Consider the following 23,866-nt stretch of genomic DNA (forward strand, 5'->3'; position numbering starts at 1 on the left):
TTGGAATAGCTCGAATGTCACTGGCTGATGGACGCTATGATCTGCTCGAAACCATGGCCTTCGACCCGCTCGAAGGCATCAGGTTGCTGGAGCTGCACCTTGCCCGGTTGAAGGCGAGCGCCGATGCGCTTGGCTTCGCTTTCGATCGCCATGGCGTGCGCAACGAATTGCAGGCCGCGACCTTCCGTTTGCGCGACCATAGCCGGGTGCGGCTGATGGTGTCGCGTGGCGGGGCGGTGGCGATCGAGGTGCGCGACCGGATCGCCTGGCCGGGCGCGATCGTGCCGGTCAAGGTCGTGCCGCGCCATGCGCCCGCCGACGACCTGCGCCTGCTGCACAAGACCACCGACCGTTCGCTCTACCGCGATGCGTTGCAACGTGGCGGCACCTATGAAGTCGCGCTGATCGATGCGCAGGGCTATCTCACCGAATGCTGCTTCTCCTCGATCTTTGTCGAGCGGGGCGACAAATTGCTCACCCCGCCGCGATCGCGCGGGTTGCTGCCCGGCATCTTGCGCCAGAGCCTGATCGACATGGGCGAGGCGGTGGAGGCCGATCTTCGCCCGCATGATCTCGACGATGGCTTCTTCATCGGCAATGCCGCGCGCGGCATGGTCGCCGCGACACTGGCGCATTAGCCACATCATTCTGCCGTAAAGCCAGGAAGCGGCAACTGGCCGGTTGCCCCTGCGTCCGTTGCGCACTAAGGACCGCCGCGTCCGCTAATGTTGCGGGCGTTGGGGATTCTTTCGAAAGATTGTTGTCATGAGCCAGACTTCCGCCGCCCTTGGTCGTATCCAGCCGTCCGCCACGCTCGCCATGAGCGCGCGTGTGAATGCGCTCAAGGCGCAGGGCGTGGACGTGATTGGCCTGTCGGCCGGGGAGCCGGATTTCGACACGCCCGATTTCGTCAAGGAAGCGGGCATTGCCGCCATTCGCAACAACCTGACCCGCTATACCGACGTGGACGGCACCGCCGACGTCAAGGAAGCGGTGATGTTCAAATTTCAGCGCGACAATGGCCTGACCTACAAGCGCAGCCAGATCACGGTGAATTCCGGCGGCAAGCACACCTTGTTCAACGCGCTGGTCGCCACCGTGGACGCGGGCGATGAAGTCATCATCCCGGCGCCTTATTGGGTGAGCTATCCCGACATCGTGAATTTCGCTGGCGGCACCCCGGTATTCATCGAAGGTCCGGCGAGCCAGGGCTACAAGATCACCGCCGCCCAGCTGGAAGCCGCGATCACCCCGCGCACCAAATGGGTGATGCTCAATTCGCCGTCCAACCCCTCCGGCGCGGCCTATTCGGCGGCGGAGCTGAAGGAACTGGCCGATGTGCTGCTGCGCCATCCCCATGTCCTCATCATGACCGACGATATGTATGAGCATGTCTGGTACGCGACGACGCCCTTCGCCACCATCGCGCAGGTCTGCCCGGACCTGTATGACCGCACGCTGACGGTCAACGGCTGTTCCAAGGCTTTCTCGATGACCGGCTGGCGCATCGGTTTTGCCGGTGGCCCCGAATGGATCATCAAGGCGATGGGCAAGCTGCAATCGCAGTCGACCAGCAATCCCTGCTCGATCAGCCAGGCCGCCGCCGTCGCCGCGCTCACCGGGCCGCAGGATTTTCTGGAAGAGCGCAACGCCGCGTTCAAGAAGCGCCGCGACATGGTCGTCGCGATGCTGAATGACGCGCCGGGCCTCGACTGCCCGACGCCCGAAGGCGCTTTCTATGTCTATCCCGACGCCAGCGGCGTCATCGGCAAGGTGACGCCCAAGGGGGTGACGATCGACAGCGACGAAACGCTGATCTGCTATTTCCTGGACGAGGCCAAGGTCGCCGCCGTCCATGGCGCAGCCTTCGGCCTCTCGCCCGCCTTCCGCATCAGCTATGCGACGTCGGAAGAGGTGCTGAAAAAGGCCTGCACCCGCATCCAGGAAGCCTGCGCCGCGCTGAAATAATCCTCCCCGGCACGGGACTTTCTGCTTTCTCTCCACCGTCATGCTGAACTTGTTTCAGCATCCATTGTGCCCCACCAGCCGCCGCTTGATCTGGCGCGATGGACCCTGAAACAAGTTCAGGGTGACGAAAAGAGAAACGGTCCTTTTCCACCCGCGCCGTCTTGCAGGCAGCGCGGAACGCTCTATATCCGCGTTGCATAACGAAACTGATTTAAGGCGACTCTCCGTTCGTCGTTCTGTTTCTTGCCTCTGTCGAAAGCCGCACCCGCGCGGCGCGATATTCAGCAAGGGGCAAGGCACGGGGATGTAACCGATCGGCCTGATCAGCCGAAACCAAAGAATAAGAAAGGCACAGGCCATGATGACGTTTTTGAAATCCGATTTATTCCTGCGCTTTCTGGGCGGGTTTGCGATCGGTGCGGTCGGCATGGTCATGCTCCAGCCCGATGAACAACCGATCCTCAGTTCCCCGGCGATCGCCGCGACCAGCGCCCATCATGCGGCGCACTGACGGCATCGCCCTTGCCATTTTCGCGGCGATCGCCGTCGCGTCCCCGGTGCGCGCCGAGCGCCCGGTCCTTGCCCCTGTCGCCACCATTGACGCCGCGCCCACCCGCAGCCTGGAAACCGCGATATTCGCAGGCGGCTGCTATTGGGGCGTCGAAGGCGTCTTTTCCCATGTGAAGGGCGTCCAGCTCGTCAAGTCGGGCTTTGCCGGAGGCCCGCGCAACCGCCGCGTCGATTATGACATGGTCAGCGGCGGCGACACAGGCTTTGCCGAAGCCGTCCGCGTCACCTACGATCCCAAGCAGGTCAGCTACGCCACGCTGCTGCGCATCTTCTTCTCGGTCATCGCCGATCCCACGACGCTGAATTATCAGGGGCCGGACCATGGCACCCAATATCGCAGCGCGCTCTTTCCGCTGAACGCCGAACAGGCCAAAGCCGCGACCGCCTATCTGGCGCAACTGGACAAGGCCGGCCTGTGGCGCGACCCGGTAGTGACCAAGGTGGAGCGCTTCACCGGCTTTCAGGACGCCGACGCCTATCATCAGGACTTCATGCGCAAAAACCCGCGCCATCCCTACATATTGCGCTGGGACGCCCCCAAGCTGGCGGCGTTCAAGGCGATGTTCCCGGCGCTGTATCGGGACAAGCCGTCGGCTTGAGGTGGTTAGGGTGGTGATTGGCCGATAGCGGATCGACCGCTTCTGCGGCGAAGGCTGGAGATACCTGCCGTTCGATTGGTCAGCAATCGCTGCGTCAAGCCGATATTGTCAACAGCGCTGCCTCATTTTCGTCGTTGAACTTCATTTCTGTTGTAAGCTGTGAGCGCGTATTCACTGGTGCGCCGATATTGGAATGAAGGGCCAGAGATGCAGGGACAATGGCTAGGCGAATTTAACGACGAATTCAGCGGAACAGTTCGGCTCGAACTGGAGGAGCGCGATGGCCGCTCGGTTGGCAACGCTTATGTTTTTTATGCTCAGAAGGACAATTTGCCGGGGCTGATGTTCAGAGTAGACATCGGACTCGTGCCACCATTCGAGACAGAAGTTACTACGACATATCTTCATTCGGACGGCGGGATAATGACGCTGGAGGCGCGAGACAGCGCGGAAGCGTCGTTGGCAGAACGCTTTGGTAAATTGCCCATTCCCGCAAAGCTGCAGGTCGAGTTGGACTTCCAAGGTGATGACGTCGTAGTCCGATATACAACGATTGATGGCCAGGGCGACGTCATCACTTTAATCAAATCGAGCCTAGAGACCCCTTCAGAGCTGGTCGGCCGAGCGGACTTGACGACGTGGGCTCAATTTCGTGAATGGGCTGTGGATAGACGGCCACGAAATTTCATATTCCGAGGTCAAAAGAAGCCGTACAAACTTAGCACAACATTTCACAGGACATGGCGCAAAAATCTACAGCTATGGATACTTGACGATGTCCGCATGCTTTACAGCGCAATGTCTGAGCAGATTTCGTATCCTCTTCAACTCGGAAACATGGAGCACAACGCGGCATTCTGGAGCCTTCTTCAACACCACGGCTATCCAACACCGCTCTTAGACTGGACATTCTCGCCGTTCGTCGCTGCATATTTTGCATTTGCCAACGTAAAGCCGGAAGATCCGGCGTCTCCGCGCATTTATATTTTCGATCAGGCGAAGTGGAATGAAAGATACGGTAAGATTGGATTTACCGCCGATCCGTCACCACCACAGCTTATCGTGCTCGAAAGTCAACGCTTTGGAAATCCCCGCGCTGCCCCCCAGCAAGCACTCGCCACCGTATCGAACGTGGCAGATATTGAGAGTTTTATCCGTGCGAAAGAAATTCAAGACGGGCAGGAATACCTTACGACATGCGAGCTACCTGCAACTGAAGCCCCGCGCATTCTTCGCGAGCTTGAGTTGATGGGCATCACCTACGGCTCGCTATTCCCTGGCCTAGATGGCATTGCCCGCGACTTAGAAAACAGGTTGTTTCGACCACAGACTTTGCCGGCATAAGTTCCAAACCAGGATTGACATCTGCAGAACGAAACAACGGCTACACTGTGTGCTCGCAGCGGGCAAATTGCCATCTTCTAACCGTAGCGCCCCTCGATGGCGAATGCAGCGAATGTCAGCTTCGGAGATCAGCGAAACAGTGATTGAATGACCGAAACTGTGAAGGGTTTCGGGCGCCCTGCGTACGAAAGCCTCCAGTGCAGGAACCCGCGGGCCCCACGCGCTGCTCTATGGGTAAATAGGCTTTGGGATGGTTCTGGCGGGTAGACGTTGCCGGGCCGGAAGTGCGACTATCGGGCGGAACGGCATGATTTCGGGCCGCGTTAGGCCGCTAGCAGCGGTGGTTTTACGGATCAGCGTGTCCTGCGCCCGCTCTAATTCCGAGATGGGCATGCGCCCGGTCGTCGGCCAGGACGCTATGAGCGTGACCATCATGTAGAGCGAGCCATGCCGGATCATGGCGCGTGTCTCCGGGCGTGTGAGGCTGGCGTTGGTGGTGCGCGCGGTTGGCACCAGCGGGCGAAGGTTTCGACGATAGTCATATGCCCGCCGCAACATGGGCATGGCGGGCGATGATCGGGCGGCTCGTCGGGTTCGGATTCCTCGATCGGCGCAGCAACGCCCAGCAGCCTGCGGGCGAGCGCCATAGCTTCCTTGTGCGTCGAACTGGCGAGCAGGCCATAATGCCGGATGCGATGGAAGCCGCGCGGCAGGACATGGATCAGGAAGCGGCGGATGAACTCGTCTGTCGCCAACGTCATGACCTGCTGGCGTTCAGCACTATCGCGGCGATAATCCTTGTACCGGAATGTCACTCCGGCCTCGTCGAAGCCAATGAGCCGCCGGTTCGAGATGGCAACGCGGTGCGTGTAGCGCGAGAGATAGGCCAGCACCGCCTGCGGCCCCGCAAAGGGCGGTTTGGCATAGACCACCCAGCGCTTCTTCCGGATCGGCGACAGATGCCGCAGGAAGGGCTTACGTGAGGCCAGGCCCGCCAAGGCGTTGAAGAAGGCCAGCTTCCCAGCGTCGAACAACGCCAGCAGGCGTGTGAGGAACAGCCGGCGGAACAACGCACCCAGCACGCGTACCGGTAGCAGGAAGGCGGGGCGCGAGGAGATCCACCGCGTGCCGTCCGGCGTGATGCCGCCGCCGGGCACGATCATGTGCACATGCGGGTGGTGCGTGAGCGCTGATCCCCATGTGTGCAGCACGGCAGTGATGCCGATGCGAGCGCCGAGGTGTTTCGGATCGGCCGCGATGGTCAGCATGGTGTCCGCAGCCGCGCGGAACAGCAGATCATAGACCACCGCCTTGTTCTGGAAGGCGATGTCCGCGATCTCGGCAGGCAGGGTGAACACGACGTGGAAGTAACCGACCGGCAACAGATCGGCCTCGCGCGCGGCCAGCCAAGTGCGCGCGGCCGCGCCCTGACACTTGGGGCAGTGCCGGTTGCGGCAGGAGTTGTAGGCGATCCGCCAATGCCCGCAGTCATCGCAGGCCTCGACGTGACCGCCCAGTGCGGCTGTGCGGCAGTTCTCGATCGCTGTCATAACCTTGAGCTGGCCAAGGCTCAGATGCCCGGCATGGGCTGCGCGATAGGCGGGCCCGGCGCTACGGAAGATGTCGGCGACCTCGAGTGAGGTGCGCACCGGTTCAACCGGGAGGGCCCCTGCCTTCCATCACGGCCACGATCTGGTCGAGCGGACTGGCCACCGCCCGCATAGTCTTGCTCGAAACCTGAGTATAGATGCCGGTCGTGTTGATGTTCACGTGTCCCAGCAGGACCTGAATGACGCGGATATCGACACCCTGCTCGAGCAGGTGAGTGGCAAACGAATGCCGCAATGTGTGCGGGCTTACCCGCTTATGGATCTCGGCGCGCTCGGCCGCTTCCTGCACGACGCGATGCAACTGGCGCGCTGAGACCGGATCCGTGCCGTTGCGGCCGGGGAACAGCCAGCCATGTGGCAACATCACTCCCCGCCGCTTGCCTTCGCGCCACCATTGACGAAGCAAATCCAGCAGGTGCGGTGAAAGTATGGCGTTGCGATCCTTGCGTCCCTTGCCCTGCTCGACGCGGATCACCATCCGGGTGCTGTCGATGTCATCGACCTTGAGGTGGGCAACTTCCGAAACGCGCAGGCCCGCGCCATAGGCGACGCTGAGCGCTGCTTTGTATTTGATACCTGGCGCAGCCTCGAGCAGTCGCGCTGTCTCCTCGACGCTCAAAACCACCCGCAACTTGGGCGCGTAGTGCATGACGACAAGCCCCAGCGCCATCTCCGGTCGCTTGAGAGTTATACTGAACAGGAAACGCAGTGCCGATACGGCCCCATTGATGGTTGCTGGACCAACAGCCCGCTCATGCTGATCGATCTGAAAGCGCCGGAGGTCTTCGATCGTAGCCGTATCGGGAGGCCGACCGAGAAACGCGGCAAATGATCGGACGTGCCGGATATAGTCCTTCTGCGTGTGCTCCCCAAAGCCACGCATCGTCATGTCCTGCAACATACGCTCGCGCAGAGAATTCTTCGGGTTCGGGGAAGTGATGGCATCCATGGTGAGTTCCTTTCCGTTGAAGGAACTCCACGGTCGCAAGGCGACATCGCCGCTCGCAAAGCCTGAACAATACTACGCTACGTCACCCCAAGCGACCCTCCCGCGGAGCGGGTTCGTGCAATGGCGCAAAGCGGCAATGCCCCGCCCATCGAGCCACGCTCTAGCTACGCCTGTCCTACAACCCATCGCTCTGATAAAGTCACCCCGGCTCTCTCACCGTCCACCCACACGCCAGTCTCGCCATAATAAAATTACAAATGTAGGAAATCCTATGTCCGATTTACAGGGAAATATGCGAAGTTAAGCGCTGCATCTCCTATTTCCGGCCACCCGGATCAGCGCCAGCCACAACGAAAAAGGGCGGCGCCTCGCGGCACCGCCCTCTATCTTTCAACCCGGAAACCCGCGTTTATTTCGGGGCCAGCACCATCAGCATCTGGCGGCCTTCCATGCGGGGATAGGCTTCGACCTTCGCGACTTCGGCGACATTTTCCGCGACGCGCTGGAGCAGGGCCATGCCGAGTTGCTGGTGGCTGAGTTCGCGGCCACGGAAGCGCAGGGTGATCTTCACCTTGTCGCCGTCGCCGATGAAGTCATGCACCTTCTTCATCTTCGTATCATAGTCATGATCGTCGATGTTCGGACGCATCTTGATCTCTTTGAGTTCCTGCGTCTTTTGCGTCTTGCGGGCGATATTCGCCTTTTTCTGGGCTTCGTATTTGAACTTGCCGATGTCCAGAAACTTGCAGACCGGCGGGTCGGCATTGGGCGATACTTCGACCAGGTCCAGCCCAACATCGGCCGCCTGTTCGATCGCTTCCTGCGTAAACATCACACCCAGATTTTCGCCTTCATCATCGATCACGCGCACCTTGGGCACGGTGATGAATTCATTATAGCGAGGGCCGGACTTCGGCGGCGGCGCCAGCGGGCGGCGCATCATCGGGGGACGTATAGCAGTATCTCCTATGGTCGTTGCAAAAACGAGTGGCTCTTAGCGGCTTTTTGGCAAAGCGCAAAGGGGTCCGCGACCCTCAATCAAGGAATCACGAACCCTGTGGCCTTGCAGCCTCTATAGCATATCGGGTGCGCGGGCCTCATTTGCAAGGCGCGAAATCGCCTCATCGAGCGAAAGAAAGCTCTGGCCCTCGCTGCCCAGCACGCGCAGCGCGACCTTGCCTTCCTCCGCCTCGCGCCGGCCAACGACCAGCAGGCTGGGCACTTTGGCCAGGCTATGTTCGCGCACCTTGTAATTAATCTTCTCGTTGCGCAGGTCCGCTTCGGCCCGGATGCCCGCCGCGCGCAGCTTCGCCAGCACATCGCCCGCATACTCGTCCGCGTCCGACACGATGGTCGCGACGACGGCCTGCACCGGCGCGAGCCAGGCCGGGAAGCGCCCGGCATAATGTTCGAGCAGAATGCCGATGAAGCGTTCATAGCTGCCGAAAATCGCGCGGTGGAGCATGACCGGGCGATGGCGTTCGCCATCTTCGCCGACATAAGAGGCGTCGAGCCGTTCGGGCAGCACCCGGTCCGACTGGATCGTGCCGACCTGCCAGGTCCGGCCGATCGCATCAGTGAGGTGCCATTCCAGCTTTGGCGCATAGAAAGCGCCTTCGCCCGGCAATTCCTCCCAGCCGAACTCCGGCGTGTTGAGGCCCGCGGCGGCAACGGCTGCGCGCAGTTCATTCTCCGCCTTGTCCCACATCTCTTCGCTGCCGAACCGCTTTTCGGGGCGCAGCGCCAGCTTGATCGAGTAGGTGAAGCCGAAATCCTTGTAGATGCGGTCGGCCAGCGCGCAGAAGGCGCGGACTTCCTCGACAATCTGGTCCTCGCGGCAGAAGATATGCGCGTCATCCTGGGTGAATTGCCGCACCCGCATCAGCCCGTGCAGCGCGCCATGCGGCTCGTTGCGGTGGCAGCAGCCATTTTCGTACAGGCGCATCGGCAGGTCGCGATAGCTTTTGATCCCCTGGCGGAAGATCAGCACATGCGCCGGGCAGTTCATGGGTTTGAGCGCCATCCAGTCGGCATCGTCCGACACCAGCGGGCCTTCATCGTCGACGTTGGGCACTTCGTCGGGGATGACGAACATATTTTCGCGATATTTGCCCCAATGGCCCGACGTTTCCCACTGGCGCGCGTCCATCACCTGCGGCGTCTTGACCTCGCGATAGCCCGCATCGTCGATCGCGCGGCGCATATAGGCTTCCAGCTGACGCCAGATCAGATAGCCCTTGGGATGCCAGAACACGCTGCCATGCGCTTCCTGTTGCAGGTGGAACAGGTCCATCTCCGCGCCGAGCTTGCGATGGTCGCGCTTGGCCGCTTCTTCGAGGCGCGTCAGATGTTCGGCCAGCTGCTTCTTGTTGAGCCAGCCAGTGCCGTAGATGCGGCTCAGCATCGCATTGTTCTGGTCGCCGCGCCAGTAAGCGCCCGACACGCGCGTCAGCTTGAAGGCGGACGGATCGAGCCGCCCGGTCGAGGCAAGGTGCGGGCCACGGCACATGTCATACCAGCCGTCACCGCTATGATAGACTGTCAGTTCCTCGCCCTGCGGCAGTTCGGCGGCCCATTGCGCCTTGAACGTCTCGCCCGCCGCCTGCCATTGCGCGATCAGCGTGTCGCGGGCGATGACTTCGCGGCGCAACGGCTTGTTGGCGGCGATGATCTCCCGCATTTTTGCCTCGATCGCGGGCAGATCCTCGTCCGTGAAAGGGCCACGGTCGGGGTTGGGCGCGAAATCATAATAAAAGCCATCGTCGGTCGACGGGCCAAAGGTGATCTGCGTGCCGGGAAACAGCGCCTGCACCGCTTCGGCCAGGACATGGGCAAAATCATGCCGCGCCAGTTCCAGCGCGTCGGCCTCATCCTTGGCCGTCACCAGCGCCAGCGTCGCGTCCTGCTCCAGCGGGCGGTTGATGTCGCGCAATTCGCCATCCACCCGCGCCGCAATCGCCGCCTTGGCCAGCCCCGGTCCGATCGCCGCTGCAATATCCGCCGGGGTAGTACCGGGCGCTACTTCGCGCACGTTACCGTCGGGCAGAGTGATTTTGAGCATGGCGGACACAGGATTTCCTTGAAAGGCAAAGCATGGCGCGGCCACAAATGCCGCGCCTTCCCCATAAATGGGCGGTCCGGCCTGTCAAGGGAAGGGGAGGCGTCAGGCGATAAGCAGCCGTGCCTCATCGCCCGTCGCCTGCATGAAGCCGACAGGCCCGCCGACATCGACGCCGGGCGGCAGCGCGTCCGCCGCCATGCCGCACAGCGCCAGGCCGCTCTGGCAGGCGCTGATCGTGACGCCCAGCGCCTGCGCCTCTGCCAGGACGGTGGCGAGGTCGGGCAGGCCCGCCGCCTGATGCGCGGCATCCTGTGGCGCGATGACAGGGGTGCGGAGCAGGGCGACGGCGTCGAGTTGCAGGAACAGCGCCGCCGCTCCGCCCAGCGCCGCCTGCGCACTGGCCAGCATCAGCGCGCCGCGCAGCCGTTCGGCGTCAGCGGTGGTGACGATAATCCTTAAGGGACGCATAGTTGCACGGCGCAGGCCGGGCAGGCGGGATCTTTGGGAACGTCCAGTGTGCGGAAACGCATGGAGAGCAGGTCAGCGATCAGCAGCCGCCCGGCCATGTCGGCGCCGAACGGCACGAGGGCGCGGATCACCTCCAGCGCGGCAAGGCTACCCATCGCCCCGGTCAGCGCGCCGATGACGCCGGTTTCGGCGCAATTGCGCTCCGGCGCGTCCTGCGCTTCGCCGACCAGGCAGCGATAGCAGGGTTTGTCCGCTTCCCAGCCGCGATAGGTGGCGATCTGCCCCTCGAACGGGCCGACCGCGGCGGATACGAGCGGTATGCGCAACCGTTGCGCGGCGTCGGCGACCGCCAGTCGGGTCGTGAAACTGTCGCTGCCATCCAGCACGACGTCCGCATCGCGCAGCATCAGCGCGGCATTGTCCGCATCGATCCGCCCGTTGATCGGGATCAGCTTGACGTCCGGGTTCAGTCGCGCGACGGCCGCCATCGCGACTTCCGCCTTGAGCGCGCCGACGTCCTGCGTACCGAACATCACCTGCCGTTGCAGGTTGGACAGCGCCACCATGTCATCGTCGATCACGCGGATGGTGCCGACACCGCCGGCGGCGAGATAGAGGATCGCCGGGCTGCCAATGCCGCCCGCGCCTATCACCGCGACGTCCGCCGACAGCAGCCGCGCCTGTCCCGCGCCGCCAATCTCCTTGAGCACGATATGGCGGGCATAGCGGTCGAGCTGGTCGTCGCTCAGCGTCATGGCGCGTCGGACCAGAGGAAGCGCACCTGCGACCGCATCCAGACCGGGCCTGCCGGGCGATTGTCATCGGCGGTTTCGCGGGCCGTGCCGATGGTGCGACCGTCCACCGTCACAGGCTTTGTCACGACCTGGCCCTTGGTGCGGAAGGAATTGCCCAAAGTGTTGAGGATGCGGCGGCTCACGAAATTCTCGACGTCCGGGCAATTGGCGTTGACCGGCGCGATCTTCAGCGGCTTCCCCTCTTCCGACAGCAGGAACAGGACGTCGATCTCCAGCAGGTTCGACCCTTCATAGGGCACCGCGCCACGACATTTGCCGCGCCGATACAGTTTGGCGACATCTTCCGACCAGCGCGGCGAAATCTTGCGCCCCAGCCAGCCCTCGATAACGGGCACGCTCGTCAGATCCTGCGGCATTGGCGGCAGGGCATCGGCTACCGGGGTGGTCGCCAGCATCAGCGAAAGCAGCATCGTCATCGCGTATCACACTCCTGTCGAACCAAAGCCGCCCTGTCCCCGCGCGGTGTCATCCAGCATATCGACCTCGGTGAAGCTGGCAAGCTGGACCGGGGCGACGACCAACTGGGCAATGCGGTCGCCGCGCTGGATGGGGAAGGGGGTATCGCCCAGATTGATGAGGATGATCTTCAATTCGCCGCGATAGTCGGCGTCGATGGTGCCGGGCGTGTTGGGCAGGCTGATGCCATGCTTGAGCGCCAGGCCGGAGCGGGGGCGGACCTGCACCTCATAGCCTTCGGGAATTGCCATCGCAAAGCCCGTGGCCACGGCATGGCGCCCGCCCGGCGGCAGCAGCAGTTCCTCCGCCGAAACCACGTCCATGCCCGCCGCATGGGCGGTGGCATAGGCAGGGACCGGCAGGCCCGCGCCGTGAGGCAGGCGCTTGAGCTGAATATCAATCGGAGCGAGGGGAGAGGACATCGGCGACCTTTGCGATTAATTTGTCTGCGACCTCGCCCTTGGGCAGGGCAGGCCAGGTTTCGATGCCGGACGTGGTGACGATCTGCACCGTGTTGGCGTCACCGCCCATCACATCGCCCGACACGTCGTTGGCGACGATCCAGTCCGCGCCCTTGCGCGCCAGCTTGGCCTGCGCATGGCCCGCGATATTCTGGGTTTCGGCGGCAAAGCCGATGAGCAGCGCGGGCCGCTGTGCGTGACGGCCAAGCGTCGCAAGAATGTCCGGGTTTTCGACCAGCGCCAGCGGGGTAGGCTGGCCGGAGCCATCCTTTTTCAGCTTCTGGTCGGCGGCGTCCGCAGTGCGCCAGTCGGCAACGGCGGCGACCATGATTGCGGCGTCAGCGGGCAGCGCCTGTTCGACGGCGCTCAGCATTTCGCGCGCGGTCTGCACGTCGATGCGGGTGACGCCTTCGGGCGTGGGCAGATGGACCGGGCCAGCGATCAGCGTCACGCGCGCACCGGCCCGCGCAGCGGCGGCGGCGATGGCAAAGCCCTGCTTTCCCGACGATCGATTGGCGATGTAGCGCACCGGGTCGATCGGTTCGTGCGTCGGCCCGGCCGTGATCAGGATATGGCGACCGGCCAAATGAACGCCATTCGTTTCGAGCGCAGGCGAGACACGCTGCGCAACCGCCGCAAAATCCTGCTGCCCCGACAGGGGATCATCCCGCTTGGGCAAGGCCAGCAGCCGCTCCACCTCCGCGACGATCCGCTCAGGGTCGGGCAGTCGCCCGGTGCCATATTCGCCGCACGCCATCGCGCCATCGTCTGGCGTCATGATATGGACGCCATCGGCCCGGAGCCGCTCCAGATTGCGCTGGGTCGCGCGGTGATGCCACATCCGCACATTCATGGCAGGCACCGCCAGCACCCGCTTGTCAGTCGCCAGCAACAGGGTGGTGGCGAGGTCATCGGCAATGCCGTTCGCCATCTTGGCCAATATATTGGCGGTTGCTGGCGCGACCACGACCAGATCGGTCTGGCGGCTCAATTGAATATGGCCGATTTCCTGTTCGTCCTTCAGGTTGAACAGGTCGGTAAAGACCGGATTTTCGGTCAACACTCCCAGCGACAGAGGCGTCACGAATTGCTGCGCTGACTCCGTCAGCACCGCCCGCACGCTCACCCCGCGCTTGCGCAGCAGGCGGACGAGTTCGAGCGACTTATAAGCCGCGATGCCGCCGGAGATGATGAGGAGGATGCGAGGGGTCATGAGGGGTGTTGATCCAGTTCAGCGCGGCACATGGCTTCAAGAGCTGCAAGGCGGCTTTTAGCAACACCCCAAATGAGATCAGGGTCAACGCTCACATAATCATGGAAAACGACGTTACGCATTCCATAGATTTGAATCCAAGGCAGATCGTGACGATTCTTCAGTGCGTCAGAGAGTTGTCTTGTTTCCTCACCGATTGTCGCGAGGCGATAAGCTGTCAGATCGCGTTCATCACGATCGGCCAGGAACATTTCGATCGTCATCGTCGCCAGCCGCCGCTCAATATCGGCGATCAATTGCAGGATGAGTTCCAGCCGGTTGGCATCACGATCAGCTATCCGCATCAGAACACGCGAATTTGATCTTTGGCGGCATCTTGCGCTATCCGGGGGCGCATGAACGCTTGCTGGACCAGATCCACCCGCTGACCGACAATATCTTTCAGCCGCAACTGTATGCCGATAAAATCAAGGAGGTCATGAACGCGCGTCTTGTCGATCTCGCACATCAGATCAATGTCGGAATCCGCGCGCGCATCGCCCCGCGCCACGGAGCCGAACAAGGCGAGCGAAGTAATCCCCGCAGCGCGCAGTTCGGCCTCATGCGGCTTGATCCGGGCAATGGCTTCCTCGCGGGTCATAGCGATGAAGATAATAGCAATGTCGCGCCGACGCCAGCCGCCGCAGCCAGCACCGCCACCAGAGCGTAGCGCCAGCCGCCGCCCACGCGGATCAGCTTCACTTCGGTCAGCGGCGGCGGGGGTGGGGCGCCGCCTTTTTCCGGGAAAGCATCCTCGATCCTGCGGATGAGGCCGGGCAGGCGTTGCAGGGTGCGCCAATTTTCGATCAGCGTGTCGGCGACCTTCGCCTCCGGCCCCAGTTCGTCGCGCAGCCAGTTCTTCACATAGGGGCCGCTGGTTTCCCACAGGTTGATGTCGGGATCGAGCGAGGTGGCCACGCCTTCGACCATCACCATCGTCTTTTGCAGCAGCAGCAGGTGCGGCTGGGTCTGCATGTCGAAATCGCGGGTGATGGCGAACAGGCCGTCCAGCATCCCCCCGACCGACAATTCGCGTACCGGCTTGCCGCGCATCGGTTCGCCCACCGCGCGCAGGGCGGTTGCGAACTCGGCGATATTATGATGGGCGGGCACATATTGCGCCTCGAAATGGATTTCCGCGACGCGCTTGTAATTGCCGGTGATCAGCCCGTAGAGAATCTCCGCCAGCCACATGCGCGCGCGCCGGTCGATCCGCCCCATGATGCCGAAATCGATCGCGACGATGTCGCCATCGGGACAGACGAACAAATTGCCCTGATGCATGTCGGCGTGGAAGAATCCTTCCGCGATCGCCTGCCGCAGGAAGGCGTTGACCAGCCGCGCGGCCAGCGCGGGCAGGTCATGCCCCGCCGCGATCAGCGCTTCGCGATCGGCAATCTTGATGCCGTCGATCCAGGCCATCGTCATGACCTTGCCGGTCGTGCGGTCCCAATCGATCGCGGGCACGCGATAGCCCGGTTCGGCAACCATCGCTTCGGCCAGTTCCGACGCGGAGGCCGCTTCCCGCCGCAAGTCCAGCTCGCGCGCGGTCCAGCGCTTCATATTGGCGATGACCAGGCGCGGGCGCAGCCGGGCGATCTCGCCGCCCAGTTGCTCGACATGAGCCGCCGCCCATTCATAGGTCTGTATGTCGCGGTTGAACTGGTCGATGACGCCGGGCCGGATCACCTTGACCGCGACGTCGCGCCCGTCGGTGGTCAGCGCGCGATGGACCTGCGCGATGGAGGCCGCGCCGACCGGCTCTTCATCGAAGCGGGCGTAGATCTCCTCCAGCGGCTTGCCGAAACTCGCCTCTATCTCGGCCCGGATCGTGGCGAAGGGAACCGGCGGCAGCGCGTCCTGCAGGCGCAGCAGATCCAGCGCCGCGGCTTCCCCCACCAGATCGGGGCGGGTCGCCAGCGTCTGGCCCAGCTTGATCGCGGCCGGCCCGATCGACTGGAACGCATCGGCATAGCGCGGCTGTTTGGGCACGCGCGCGCCGAAACGCGCCAGCCGCACCAGCCGCCGCACCGGCGCGGGCGTCAGCGGATCGCGCTCGATCCCGCGCAACGCGCCATGACGCGCCAAAGTGCGGCCCCATTTCAGGAGCCGCCAGATATGGGTGATGTGGGCGGTCATATTATTTCCTCCCCTCCTCTTTAGGGGAGGGGCCGGGGGTGGGGGCGTGCCGGATGACGCAGCGTGCGGGGATGGCCCCCACCCCAACCCCTCCCCTGAAGGGGAGGGGCTTTGTCGGCGCCGCCATCAAATCTTCCAGCCCGAATGGATCGCCACCAGCCCGCCCAGGATCGGCTCGACCTTCGTGTTCACGAACCCGGCATCGCGAATCATGCCCTCGAACCTGGGCATGGGGGGGAAGCGGCGGATCGATTCGATCAGATAGCGATAGCTGTCGGCGTCATTGGCGAACAGCTTGCCCAGTTGCGGAACCAGCTTGTGCGAATAGACGTCATAGACGTCCGAAAAGCCCGGCCAGGTCGTCGTGGAAAATTCCAGGCAGAAAAACCGCCCGCCAAATTTGAGCACCCGATGGGCTTCGGCCAGCGCCTTGTCGATATGGGTGACGTTGCGGATGCCAAAGGCGATCGAATAGACGTCGAAATTGCGATCGGCGAAGGTCAGTTCCTCCGCATTCTGTTCCGACCAGATCAGGCCGTCCAACCCCTTTTTCTGCGCCCGCTCCATGCCCACGCCCAGCATTTCGGGGTTGATGTCCGACACGGTGACGTTGGCGCCATGTTTATGCATGCGAAAGGCGATGTCGCCAGTGCCGCCGGCCATGTCCAGTATCGCCTCATGGGGCCGGGGCTTCACCCGGCTGACGAACTGGTCCTTCCACAGCCGGTGCGCGCCCATCGACATGGCGTCGTTCATCAGGTCATATTTGCCCGCGACATTGGAAAAGACCGCACGGACCATGCCCTGTTTTTCGGCGGCATCGACGTCCCGATAGCCAAAGGATGCTGTTTCGCTCATGGGATGATCCTCTAGACAGAGATTGCGCGTCGTTCCAGCCAAGAAGCTGGGAATTGGCAACGGCTTTGCCTAGATGTCCTTCATGCCAGAGCTTCCCGAAGTCGAAACCACCGTAGCAGGCCTGCGATCCGTGCTGGAGGGCGCGGTTCTTGCCCGTGTCGAGCCGCGCCGGGCGGACCTGCGCTTTCCCATTCCCGTCGACCTGCGCCAGCGGCTGACCGGCGCCACGGTGACGGCGCTCACCCGCCGCGCCAAATATGGGCTGATCGCCACCGACCGGGGCGACATGATGATATTTCACCTTGGCATGTCCGGGCGCTGGCGGGTGGACCCCAGCGAAATCGGCACCCATGACCATCTGATTCTGGAAACCGGGGCGGGGCGGTTGCTGGCGCTCAACGATCCGCGCCGCTTCGGTTCGGTCGATCTGGTGCGCAGCGATGCATGGGAAACCTATCGCCCCTTCACCCGGATGGGGCCGGAGCCGCTGGGGCCGGATTTCGACGCAGCGGCGCTGGCGCGTGCGCTTGATGGCAAGGCGACGTCGATCAAGGCCGCGCTGCTCGACCAGCGAATCGTGGCGGGGCTTGGCAATATCTATGTGTGCGAAGCGCTCAACATGGCGGGCATCGCGCCGACCCGCGCGGCGGGCAGGATCAGTCGGGCGCGCCTGGCGCTGCTGGTCGATGCGATTCGGGCGGTGCTTGGGGCCGCCATCGTCGCTGGCGGATCGACGCTGCGCGATTATGCCCGGCCCGACGGGGAATTGGGCTATTTTTCCAAGCAATGGCGCGTCTATGGCCGCGAAGGGGAGGCATGCCCATGTGGCGGCACGGTGCAGCGCCGGGTGGATGGCGGGCGATCGACCTTTTTCTGCCCGAAATGCCAGAAGTAGGATGCCGCCCACTGGTTGACGGCTGGAATGAACCGCTGTAAGGCGCGCACCTTCATGAGGCGGGTTGGCGAGTCCGACTGGTCTCTTTTCATATATTGACGAGAACCGAGGACTCTAAATGGCCAATACGCCGCAAGCCAAGAAGCGCATCCGCCGCAACGAACGTCGCGCTGCCATCAATGGCGCCCGCATCAGCCGGATCCGCACCCTGGTGAAGAAGGTGGAAGCCGCGCTTGCCACCGGTGACAAGGAAGCGGCCGCGACCGCGCTTCAGACCGTGCAGCCTGAACTGGCGCGCGGCGTTGCCCGTGGCGTGCTGCACAAGAACACCGCCGCGCGCAAGTTTGGCCGCCTGACCAAGGCTGTCAGCGCGCTCGGCTGAACCCGTCCGGGTCAGTAACGGTACAAAAAAGGCCCGCCCCCATCATCGGGGCGGGCTTTTTGTCGTTTCGCCACGTCCGTCACGGACCAGTCATAATGCAGACACGCGCATTTCCGGCGATTCGACGCATTGCAGCATAGTGGTAGCGATATAAATTATTGAAAAACAACGATAATTTCATTGTCCTTCATTTTCCGCAGGTTTGCTGAGTCAACGGCTTTATTTCATTTTTTTGAATGGCCGCGCCCTTGATCCCACCCTGCACCCCTGTCTATTTTTGAAATCCGGCCGCCATCGAATCACCTTTTGGCGGTCGTCTTGTGACTGGTTGACGCATCATACTCGGCAAAGCGGGGGCTTTTCCGATCGGGTGTCGTGCGTGTTTTTTCCTGCCCATAACCGGGGGGCAGCGGGTAGGGTCGGCGAAGTCTATGAAGGATCATGCGTTAGTGACGGCTTGGGAGGATGGAGAGGGACGCCAGGCTGATTCCGGCCTGGAGGCCGCCTGGGCTGCTATCCGTGCCGGGCTGCGCCGCGATATTGGCGCGCGCATGTTCGACCAGTGGCTGAAGCCGGTGCGGCTGGGCGACTATTGCCCCGAATCGCAGACGCTCGACCTGCTCGTCGCCACTGATTTCAGTGCCAATTTCGTGTCCGGCCAATTTGGCGATCGGCTGCGCATGGCGTGGCGCGCCGCCAATGTCGGCGTGCGCGAAGTCCGCCTGCACCGTGCCGCCGATGCGACAGGCCCGCGCCTGCTGGAAGTCGTCCGGGTCGAACCGACGGTTGCGCCCGCGCCGCAGCCGGTCGCCTCCAATTTTCAGCCGCGTCACGCCTTTGCCGACTTCGTCACCGGCGACAGCAACCGGCTGGCCTGCTCGGCGGCCCTTGCCATGGCGGGGGAGGCGGAACCGCGTTTCAGCCCGCTTTTCATCCATGGCGGGACCGGGCAGGGCAAAACCCATCTGCTCCACGCCATCGCCCGCGCCTTTTCCGATCATTCGCCCGCCGCGCCGGTCCTCTACATGTCGGCCGAACGCTTCATGGTGGAATTCGTCAACGCGATGCGCGCCAATGAAACCATGGCGTTCAAGGCGAAGCTGCGCGCGGCCCGCCTGCTGCTGATCGACGATATTCAGTTCATCGCGGGCAAGGGATCGACGCAGGAGGAATTTCTCCACACGATCAACGACCTCATCGATTCAGGCGCGCGCATCGTCGTGACGGCGGATCGTCCGCCCCAGCGGCTCGAATCGATCGACGCGCGCATCCTGTCGCGTCTCGCGGGCGGGCTGGTCGCCGACATATTGCCGGCCGATCTCGACCTGCGCCTCGCCATATTGGAGGCCAAGCGTGCCGTGGCGGGCGATCCGCCGGTCCCCGACGCGGTGATCGATTTCCTGGCCCGATCGATCCGGTCGAACGTCCGCGAACTGGAGGGCGCCTTCAACAAGCTGGTCGCCTATGGCCAGTTGACGGGGCGTGCCATCGACCTCGACTTTGCGCAGGGGATGCTGGCTGATGCCGTGCGCGCCAATGCCCGGCGCATCACGGTGGATGAAATCCAGAAGCTGTGCGCAGCCCACTACAAGATCGATGCGTCGGAAATGCGGTCCAAGCGGCGCGCCCGCGCCGTCGCCCGCCCGCGCCAGGTCGCGATGTATCTGGCCAAGAAGATGACGCCACGTTCGCTGCCGGAAATCGGCCGTATCTTTGGTGGACGCGACCACAGCACCGTCATCCACGCCGTCCGCACGATTGAGGGGCTGCGCGAAAGCAATCCCGACATCGACGCCGACGTGCGCGCGCTGCTGCGCCAGCTGGAGGGGTGATCGGCGCGCACAGGGCGTAGGTGGTTCTGTTCCCGCGCAGGCGGGAACACACTTTCGGATCGAGTATCGAGACTCTAGACTGAGGGCATGATTCGCGCCCTGCTTCTCCTCCTCGTCGCCCTCCTGCCTTTGCCTGCCATTGCGCAGGATGATGTGCGCGTCGCGCTCGATACGACAGCGGGGCGTATCGTAGTGGCTGTCCATGCCGACAAGGCGCCGATTACCGCCGCCAACTTCCTGGCCTATGTCGATGGCAAGCGTCTCGATGGCACGAATTTCTATCGCGGCGTCGGCGCGGCGGACTATGGTTTCATCCAGGGTGGGGCGCAAAATGATCCCAAGCGGCTGCTGCCGCCGATCAAGCATGAGCCGACGACGCTGACGGGCCTGATTCATGATGATGGCGCGCTGTCGATGGCGCGCTATGCGCCAGGCAGCGCGACCGCCGACTTTTTCATCGTGCTGGGGAAGATGCCCGGCATGGACGCGCACCCGGAGGCGGCTGGCGACAATCAGGGCTTTGCCGTGTTCGCCCATGTGGTCGAGGGGCTGGATGTGGTAAAAGCCATACTGACCGCGCCCAAATCCGCGACCGCCGGGGAAGGGGTGATGAAGGGGCAGATGCTCGAAACCCCGGTGAAGATCCTCACGGCGCGGCGGGTGCCGTAAGCAGAGCTATGGCGTTCCCGCGCAGGCGGGAACCCAGTCCCGCCCACCGAACTGGGCTCCCGCCTGCGCGGGAGCGCGTCGTGGCTATTCGCCGACCTCACCCTGCTGGTCCACAATCCGTGCTACCGCCATATCCGCCGTTACATTGCCGACGGTGCGGAAAATGTCAGGCACCGTCTCCACGGCCAGCAGCAGCGGCAGTGCCTCCACCGGCACGCCCATGGCCAGGCAGATGGGACCAGTGGTGGTGAAGAAGGTGATCTGGCTGGGCAGGCCGACCGCCGCCAGGCTGACGATCGCGGCGACCAATATGCCCATCACCAACTGCGTCGGCCCCAGCGCTACGCCGTTCATCGCCGCCACATATAGGGCGACGCCCAGATTGGCGGGCGGGCTGGTGATGCGGAACAGGGATATGGCAAGCGGCAGGACGATGGAGCGGCTGGTCTCCCGCACCGCCAGCGGCCCGTCGCTCGCCTGGATCATCGCGGGTAGCGAGGCGATCGAGCTTTGGGTCGAAAAGGCGATGGCCTGAGCGGGCAGGGCAGCACGCGCGAATCGGCCCGGTCCGATCCGGCCCAGCAGCACCGCCAACGGATAGACCAGCAGCGTCACGATGACGCAGATCAGCACGATGAAGCCGATATAATGGAGCAGCGCGCCAGCCGTGGCGAGGCCCGATCGCGCGCCCGCCACCAGCGCCAGCGCGAACACGCCGATCGGGGCAAGCCACAGCACCCAGCCGACAACGACGAGCAGAGCCTCGGCCAGCGCTTCGAACAGGCCGGTCAATTGGGCGCGACGGGCCTCGGCGATACGGGTGACGGCAAAGCCGAAGATCAGGGCGAACAGCACTACCGCGACCACCTGGCCTTCAGCCGCCGACCGGATCGGATTGGTCGGGATGAAGCCCAGCAGCCATTGCGCGGACGGGCGCACGTCCGGCACCTGCGCTATTCCTTCCGCCCCGCTCAACGCGCCCACCGCGCCGGGCGGCACTGGCCATAGATGCAGCATCAGCGGCCCGACCAGCGCGGCGACGGCGGCAGAAGCGGTCAGCAATAGGGCGAACAGCAGGATCGCGCGCCCGGCCATGCCGCTGCTCCGCGCGGTCGTGGCCGCCTGCGCGATGCCCGTCACCAGCAGCGCGAAGATCAGCGGGATGAGCGGCATCTGAAGGCCATTGAGCCAGGCTGAACCGACCGGCTGCGCCAGCGCGACGACATCCCCCTCCCACGCGCCGCCCCATTCGGTCAGCGCGATGCCCAGGCCCAGTCCCAGCAGCAGCGCGATCAGGATGCGGACGGTCAGGGACATAGGCTGATTTCCTCCCGGCGCATGGGCGCGCGCCGACAAGCTAATGGCTGTTACAGGCAGGATGACAGGAAAAAATGCGGATCGGCCCCGTTTGCGGTTTGGGGGCGGCGTTCGCGGCCAAAATGAACGCCCTGACGTCTTTGCGCACCTGGACAAAGATCATCCTCCCCTTGCAGGGGAGGTGGCTGGCCGGAGGCCAGTCGGAGGGGTGTCGCGCTCTCGACAGGGCGATACCCCTCCACCACCGCTACGCGGCGGTCCCCCTCCGCTTGCCGGGGAAGATTTTCGTGCCGGGCTGGCAAAGCGCCTGCCGCCAAAAAAAGAAGGCCCGGCCATCCGCATGGGATGACCGGGCCAATCGGGTCAGGCTGGGAGCCGCCCCGTAACTTGTGCCTGCCTCAGCTCTTTTTTTCGGGCGGCAGGGTGATCTTCACATCCTCGCCATTCTGGCCGGGGAAGTTGGTGAACATGGCGTCTATCAGGTTGGGGACGAGGTAGGTCAGCTTGTTCGACAGCGATTGCGCGCTGGCCTTCCCCTCGAACAGGCGGCGATTGTCGGCCGCGCGGTCGATTTTGAGGCTTAGGTCGCTGGTATAGACGGTGTAGCTCGACACATCGTCGAACCCGCGGCCGCCGAACAGCCAGGGATCATAAAAGCCATAGCCCCACGGGCGACCCCAGCGGCCACCCCAGCCACCCCAAGGACCACCGCCCCAACCGCCATAGGGGCCGCCAAAGCCGGTCGAGCGCACCTTTTCGCGGCCATTGTCGACGTCATAGGCGACGCGCACGATAAGGTCGGCGCTGGCCGGATCGCCCGCCGCGACATAGCCGGTCTGGCTCAGACGCTGGCCGACCATCGCGGCATAATGGGAAAATTCAAGGCCACCAGCCAGTTGCGGATTGTCCGCGACGATCGTGAAACTCTGGCCAGCCGGGGCGGGGAGCTGTTGAAAGCGGGCGACGTCGGCCTTGAACGGCGTCGCGCAGCCAGAAAGCGCAGCCAGCGCCAGAGCGGGGGCCGCGAACATGCCGAACTTCTTGAAAACGGTCATTTTTCTGCGTCCTGTACCAGGCATGAAGCCTAATCAACTATGTGCGCGTTGCGATAGCAAAACGCAACTGAACATCATTTGAACGCACGAAGTAACCGAACGGGCGCAAAGCATGTTCTGTCAATTGAAGGACGTCGCCGACCCGCCAGACCCGTCAGCGCATCAGGCCCATCGCATCATAGGCCGCACGCAGGGTCGGCTCCGCCGCCGCCGCCGCCTTTGCCGCGCCCTTGTCCAGGATCGCGTCCAGCATCGCGTCGTCGGTCCGCAATTGCAGAAAGCGTTCGCGAATCGGGCGCAGCGTTTCGACCAGCACTTCGCCCAGCACAGGCTTGAACGCGCCAAAGCCCTTGCCGGCAAATTCGGCGCAGACCGCATCGGTCGTGCGGCCAGTCATCGTCGCCAATATGCCGACCAGATTGGTCGCTTCGGGACGCCCGGCCAGCCCTTCGGCAGTTTCGGGCAGCATGTCCTGATCGCTCTTGGCCTTCTTCACCTTGGCCATGATGGCATCGTCATCGTCAGTCAGGTTGATGCGGCTGAGATCGCTGGGGTCGGATTTGGACATTTTCGCCGTCCCGTCGCGCAACGACATGATTCGCGCCGATTCCTTGGGGATGATCGGCGCGGGCAGGGTAAAGACGTCCCTGCCGAAATCCGTGTTGAACTTGGTCGCGATGTCGCGGCACAGTTCCAGATGCTGCTTCTGGTCCTCGCCCACCGGCACATGGCTGGCCTGATAGAGCAGAATGTCGGCGGCTTGCAGCACCGGATAGACGAACAGGCCGACCGACGCGCCTTCGCGGTCCTTGCCTGCCTTGTCCTTGAACTGGGTCATGCGGTTCAGCCAGCCGATCCGTGCGGTGCCGTTCAGCAACCAGCACAGTTCGGCATGGGCGGGCACGCGGGCCTGGTTGAACAGGACGGATCGGTCGGGGTCGATCCCGGCGGCGACCAGCGCGGCGGCCATGTCGCGCACGTTGCGGATGCGCTGTTCGCGCCCCTCATGCACGGTGATCGAATGCATGTCGGCCAGGAAGAAGAAGCACTGGCTCTCTAAGTCCATCTCGTCCTGCATCTTCACCCAGTTGCGGATCGCGCCCAGATAATTGCCAAGGTGCAGATTGCCGGTGGGCTGGATGCCGGAAAGGACGCGCATGGATCGA

The 23,866-nt window shown here is 63.2% G+C and carries 25 protein-coding genes; 9 read left to right on the forward strand and 16 right to left on the reverse strand.

Annotated elements, in window-relative coordinates; translation table 11 throughout:
• The first annotated feature begins 14 nt into the window (after window positions 1-14).
• The 5 genes from IWY39_RS14820 (at window position 15) to IWY39_RS14840 (ending at window position 4,481) form a co-directional block, all read left to right on the forward strand.
• Entirely contained in the window at window positions 15-638 is a 624-nt protein-coding gene (locus IWY39_RS14820; RefSeq protein WP_019052949.1) for an aminotransferase class IV, read from the forward strand.
• 127 nt (window positions 639-765) lie between these two features.
• Complete coding sequence (locus tag IWY39_RS14825; protein WP_107126514.1) at window positions 766-1,968, forward strand: pyridoxal phosphate-dependent aminotransferase; 1,203 nt, start codon at window positions 766-768, stop codon at window positions 1,966-1,968.
• A gap of 358 nt (window positions 1,969-2,326) precedes the next feature.
• Window positions 2,327-2,479 carry a hypothetical protein gene (locus tag IWY39_RS14830; RefSeq protein ID WP_181316892.1) on the forward strand — a complete coding sequence of 51 codons (153 nt, stop codon included), beginning with the start codon at window positions 2,327-2,329 and terminating at the stop codon, window positions 2,477-2,479.
• Window positions 2,466-3,137 carry a peptide-methionine (S)-S-oxide reductase MsrA gene (gene msrA, locus IWY39_RS14835; RefSeq protein ID WP_107126513.1) on the forward strand — a complete coding sequence of 224 codons (672 nt, stop codon included), beginning with the start codon at window positions 2,466-2,468 and terminating at the stop codon, window positions 3,135-3,137. The genes IWY39_RS14830 and msrA overlap by 14 nt, the downstream gene beginning before the upstream one ends.
• A gap of 207 nt (window positions 3,138-3,344) precedes the next feature.
• Window positions 3,345-4,481 (forward strand): FRG domain-containing protein, encoded by a 1,137-nt coding sequence (locus IWY39_RS14840; RefSeq protein WP_107126512.1) that lies wholly within the window; start codon window positions 3,345-3,347, stop codon window positions 4,479-4,481.
• Between the two features lie 455 nt (window positions 4,482-4,936).
• Here IWY39_RS14840 and IWY39_RS14845 read toward each other — a convergent pair whose 3' ends face one another.
• From IWY39_RS14845 to IWY39_RS14905, 13 genes are all read right to left on the reverse strand, one after another.
• Entirely contained in the window at window positions 4,937-6,130 is a 1,194-nt protein-coding gene (locus IWY39_RS14845) for an IS91 family transposase (RefSeq protein ID WP_145169995.1), read from the reverse strand.
• 4 nt (window positions 6,131-6,134) lie between these two features.
• Window positions 6,135-7,040, reverse strand: a complete 906-nt coding sequence (locus IWY39_RS14850; RefSeq protein WP_196871325.1) for a tyrosine-type recombinase/integrase — start codon at window positions 7,038-7,040, stop codon at window positions 6,135-6,137.
• A gap of 409 nt (window positions 7,041-7,449) precedes the next feature.
• Window positions 7,450-7,983, reverse strand: coding sequence for a translation initiation factor IF-3 (gene infC, locus IWY39_RS14855; RefSeq protein ID WP_019054534.1), 534 nt, complete (start codon window positions 7,981-7,983; stop codon window positions 7,450-7,452).
• 129 nt (window positions 7,984-8,112) lie between these two features.
• Entirely contained in the window at window positions 8,113-10,101 is a 1,989-nt protein-coding gene (gene thrS / locus IWY39_RS14860) for a threonine--tRNA ligase (protein ID WP_107124706.1), read from the reverse strand.
• A gap of 102 nt (window positions 10,102-10,203) precedes the next feature.
• The gene (locus IWY39_RS14865) at window positions 10,204-10,569 is read right to left on the reverse strand and encodes a DsrE family protein (RefSeq protein WP_107124707.1); all 366 of its coding nucleotides are present in this window, start codon (window positions 10,567-10,569) and stop codon (window positions 10,204-10,206) included.
• Window positions 10,557-11,324: a HesA/MoeB/ThiF family protein gene (locus tag IWY39_RS14870; protein ID WP_107124708.1), complete on the reverse strand. Its 768-nt coding sequence runs from the start codon at window positions 11,322-11,324 to the stop codon at window positions 10,557-10,559. The genes IWY39_RS14865 and IWY39_RS14870 overlap by 13 nt, the downstream gene beginning before the upstream one ends.
• On the reverse strand, window positions 11,321-11,800 hold the full coding sequence (locus IWY39_RS14875) for a hypothetical protein (protein ID WP_019054530.1): 480 nt from the start codon (window positions 11,798-11,800) through the stop codon (window positions 11,321-11,323). Before IWY39_RS14875 ends, IWY39_RS14870 begins: the two co-directional genes overlap by 4 nt.
• Window positions 11,801-11,806: 6 nt before the next feature.
• A complete protein-coding gene (gene dut, locus IWY39_RS14880) occupies window positions 11,807-12,262 on the reverse strand; it encodes a dUTP diphosphatase (RefSeq protein WP_107124709.1) in 456 nt (151 codons plus the stop codon).
• On the reverse strand, window positions 12,237-13,514 hold the full coding sequence (locus IWY39_RS14885; RefSeq protein ID WP_107124710.1) for a bifunctional phosphopantothenoylcysteine decarboxylase/phosphopantothenate synthase: 1,278 nt from the start codon (window positions 13,512-13,514) through the stop codon (window positions 12,237-12,239). Before IWY39_RS14885 ends, dut begins: the two co-directional genes overlap by 26 nt.
• Window positions 13,511-13,858, reverse strand: a complete 348-nt coding sequence (locus IWY39_RS14890) for a HepT-like ribonuclease domain-containing protein (protein WP_017180988.1) — start codon at window positions 13,856-13,858, stop codon at window positions 13,511-13,513. The genes IWY39_RS14885 and IWY39_RS14890 overlap by 4 nt, the downstream gene beginning before the upstream one ends.
• Window positions 13,858-14,154 (reverse strand): nucleotidyltransferase family protein, encoded by a 297-nt coding sequence (locus IWY39_RS14895; protein WP_017180989.1) that lies wholly within the window; start codon window positions 14,152-14,154, stop codon window positions 13,858-13,860. The genes IWY39_RS14890 and IWY39_RS14895 overlap by 1 nt, the downstream gene beginning before the upstream one ends.
• Entirely contained in the window at window positions 14,151-15,692 is a 1,542-nt protein-coding gene (gene ubiB / locus IWY39_RS14900; protein ID WP_107124711.1) for a 2-polyprenylphenol 6-hydroxylase, read from the reverse strand. Before ubiB ends, IWY39_RS14895 begins: the two co-directional genes overlap by 4 nt.
• 126 nt (window positions 15,693-15,818) lie before the next feature.
• On the reverse strand, window positions 15,819-16,550 hold the full coding sequence (locus IWY39_RS14905) for a class I SAM-dependent methyltransferase (RefSeq protein WP_196871610.1): 732 nt from the start codon (window positions 16,548-16,550) through the stop codon (window positions 15,819-15,821).
• A gap of 82 nt (window positions 16,551-16,632) precedes the next feature.
• Between IWY39_RS14905 and mutM the strand changes: the two genes are divergently transcribed.
• The 4 genes from mutM to IWY39_RS14925 all read left to right on the forward strand — a co-directional run bounded on the left by mutM (window position 16,633) and on the right by IWY39_RS14925 (window position 20,328).
• Window positions 16,633-17,445: a bifunctional DNA-formamidopyrimidine glycosylase/DNA-(apurinic or apyrimidinic site) lyase gene (gene mutM, locus IWY39_RS14910; protein WP_107124884.1), complete on the forward strand. Its 813-nt coding sequence runs from the start codon at window positions 16,633-16,635 to the stop codon at window positions 17,443-17,445.
• Between the two features lie 118 nt (window positions 17,446-17,563).
• Window positions 17,564-17,827, forward strand: coding sequence for a 30S ribosomal protein S20 (rpsT, locus tag IWY39_RS14915; protein WP_017180993.1), 264 nt, complete (start codon window positions 17,564-17,566; stop codon window positions 17,825-17,827).
• Between the two features lie 431 nt (window positions 17,828-18,258).
• Window positions 18,259-19,659 (forward strand): chromosomal replication initiator protein DnaA, encoded by a 1,401-nt coding sequence (dnaA, locus tag IWY39_RS14920; RefSeq protein WP_107124713.1) that lies wholly within the window; start codon window positions 18,259-18,261, stop codon window positions 19,657-19,659.
• Between the two features lie 87 nt (window positions 19,660-19,746).
• Window positions 19,747-20,328, forward strand: coding sequence for a peptidylprolyl isomerase (locus tag IWY39_RS14925; RefSeq protein ID WP_107124714.1), 582 nt, complete (start codon window positions 19,747-19,749; stop codon window positions 20,326-20,328).
• A gap of 84 nt (window positions 20,329-20,412) precedes the next feature.
• On the opposite strand, the gene IWY39_RS14930 is transcribed toward IWY39_RS14925, so the two are convergent.
• From IWY39_RS14930 to trpS, 3 genes are all read right to left on the reverse strand, one after another.
• Window positions 20,413-21,645 (reverse strand): dicarboxylate/amino acid:cation symporter, encoded by a 1,233-nt coding sequence (locus IWY39_RS14930; protein WP_107124715.1) that lies wholly within the window; start codon window positions 21,643-21,645, stop codon window positions 20,413-20,415.
• 398 nt (window positions 21,646-22,043) lie between these two features.
• The gene (locus IWY39_RS14935) at window positions 22,044-22,700 is read right to left on the reverse strand and encodes a DUF4136 domain-containing protein (protein ID WP_107124717.1); all 657 of its coding nucleotides are present in this window, start codon (window positions 22,698-22,700) and stop codon (window positions 22,044-22,046) included.
• Window positions 22,701-22,854: 154 nt separating this feature from the next.
• Window positions 22,855-23,859, reverse strand: coding sequence for a tryptophan--tRNA ligase (gene trpS, locus IWY39_RS14940; protein WP_107124718.1), 1,005 nt, complete (start codon window positions 23,857-23,859; stop codon window positions 22,855-22,857).
• Window positions 23,860-23,866 lie beyond the last annotated feature (7 nt).

The organism is Sphingobium sp. JAI105 (assembly GCF_015752145.1).
GTDB classification, from domain to species: domain Bacteria; phylum Pseudomonadota; class Alphaproteobacteria; order Sphingomonadales; family Sphingomonadaceae; genus Sphingobium; species Sphingobium xenophagum.

What these genes read in the sequence shown, in the direction of transcription:
- IWY39_RS14820 (WP_019052949.1), top strand. Translation starts at nt 15, where the DNA reads ATGTCACTGGCTGATGGACGCTATGATCTGCTCGAAACCATGGCCTTC.
- IWY39_RS14825 (WP_107126514.1), top strand. Translation starts at nt 766, where the DNA reads ATGAGCCAGACTTCCGCCGCCCTTGGTCGTATCCAGCCGTCCGCCACG.
- IWY39_RS14830 (WP_181316892.1), top strand. Translation starts at nt 2,327, where the DNA reads ATGATGACGTTTTTGAAATCCGATTTATTCCTGCGCTTTCTGGGCGGG.
- msrA (WP_107126513.1), top strand. Translation starts at nt 2,466, where the DNA reads ATGCGGCGCACTGACGGCATCGCCCTTGCCATTTTCGCGGCGATCGCC.
- IWY39_RS14840 (WP_107126512.1), top strand. Translation starts at nt 3,345, where the DNA reads ATGCAGGGACAATGGCTAGGCGAATTTAACGACGAATTCAGCGGAACA.
- IWY39_RS14850 (WP_196871325.1), bottom strand. Translation starts at nt 7,040, where the DNA reads ATGGATGCCATCACTTCCCCGAACCCGAAGAATTCTCTGCGCGAGCGT.
- infC (WP_019054534.1), bottom strand. Translation starts at nt 7,983, where the DNA reads ATGATGCGCCGCCCGCTGGCGCCGCCGCCGAAGTCCGGCCCTCGCTAT.
- thrS (WP_107124706.1), bottom strand. Translation starts at nt 10,101, where the DNA reads ATGCTCAAAATCACTCTGCCCGACGGTAACGTGCGCGAAGTAGCGCCC.
- IWY39_RS14865 (WP_107124707.1), bottom strand. Translation starts at nt 10,569, where the DNA reads ATGCGTCCCTTAAGGATTATCGTCACCACCGCTGACGCCGAACGGCTG.
- IWY39_RS14870 (WP_107124708.1), bottom strand. Translation starts at nt 11,324, where the DNA reads ATGACGCTGAGCGACGACCAGCTCGACCGCTATGCCCGCCATATCGTG.
- IWY39_RS14875 (WP_019054530.1), bottom strand. Translation starts at nt 11,800, where the DNA reads ATGACGATGCTGCTTTCGCTGATGCTGGCGACCACCCCGGTAGCCGAT.
- dut (WP_107124709.1), bottom strand. Translation starts at nt 12,262, where the DNA reads ATGTCCTCTCCCCTCGCTCCGATTGATATTCAGCTCAAGCGCCTGCCT.
- IWY39_RS14885 (WP_107124710.1), bottom strand. Translation starts at nt 13,514, where the DNA reads ATGACCCCTCGCATCCTCCTCATCATCTCCGGCGGCATCGCGGCTTAT.
- IWY39_RS14890 (WP_017180988.1), bottom strand. Translation starts at nt 13,858, where the DNA reads ATGCGGATAGCTGATCGTGATGCCAACCGGCTGGAACTCATCCTGCAA.
- IWY39_RS14895 (WP_017180989.1), bottom strand. Translation starts at nt 14,154, where the DNA reads ATGACCCGCGAGGAAGCCATTGCCCGGATCAAGCCGCATGAGGCCGAA.
- ubiB (WP_107124711.1), bottom strand. Translation starts at nt 15,692, where the DNA reads ATGACCGCCCACATCACCCATATCTGGCGGCTCCTGAAATGGGGCCGC.
- IWY39_RS14905 (WP_196871610.1), bottom strand. Translation starts at nt 16,550, where the DNA reads ATGAGCGAAACAGCATCCTTTGGCTATCGGGACGTCGATGCCGCCGAA.
- mutM (WP_107124884.1), top strand. Translation starts at nt 16,633, where the DNA reads ATGCCAGAGCTTCCCGAAGTCGAAACCACCGTAGCAGGCCTGCGATCC.
- rpsT (WP_017180993.1), top strand. Translation starts at nt 17,564, where the DNA reads ATGGCCAATACGCCGCAAGCCAAGAAGCGCATCCGCCGCAACGAACGT.
- dnaA (WP_107124713.1), top strand. Translation starts at nt 18,259, where the DNA reads ATGAAGGATCATGCGTTAGTGACGGCTTGGGAGGATGGAGAGGGACGC.
- IWY39_RS14925 (WP_107124714.1), top strand. Translation starts at nt 19,747, where the DNA reads ATGATTCGCGCCCTGCTTCTCCTCCTCGTCGCCCTCCTGCCTTTGCCT.
- IWY39_RS14930 (WP_107124715.1), bottom strand. Translation starts at nt 21,645, where the DNA reads ATGTCCCTGACCGTCCGCATCCTGATCGCGCTGCTGCTGGGACTGGGC.
- IWY39_RS14935 (WP_107124717.1), bottom strand. Translation starts at nt 22,700, where the DNA reads ATGACCGTTTTCAAGAAGTTCGGCATGTTCGCGGCCCCCGCTCTGGCG.
- trpS (WP_107124718.1), bottom strand. Translation starts at nt 23,859, where the DNA reads ATGCGCGTCCTTTCCGGCATCCAGCCCACCGGCAATCTGCACCTTGGC.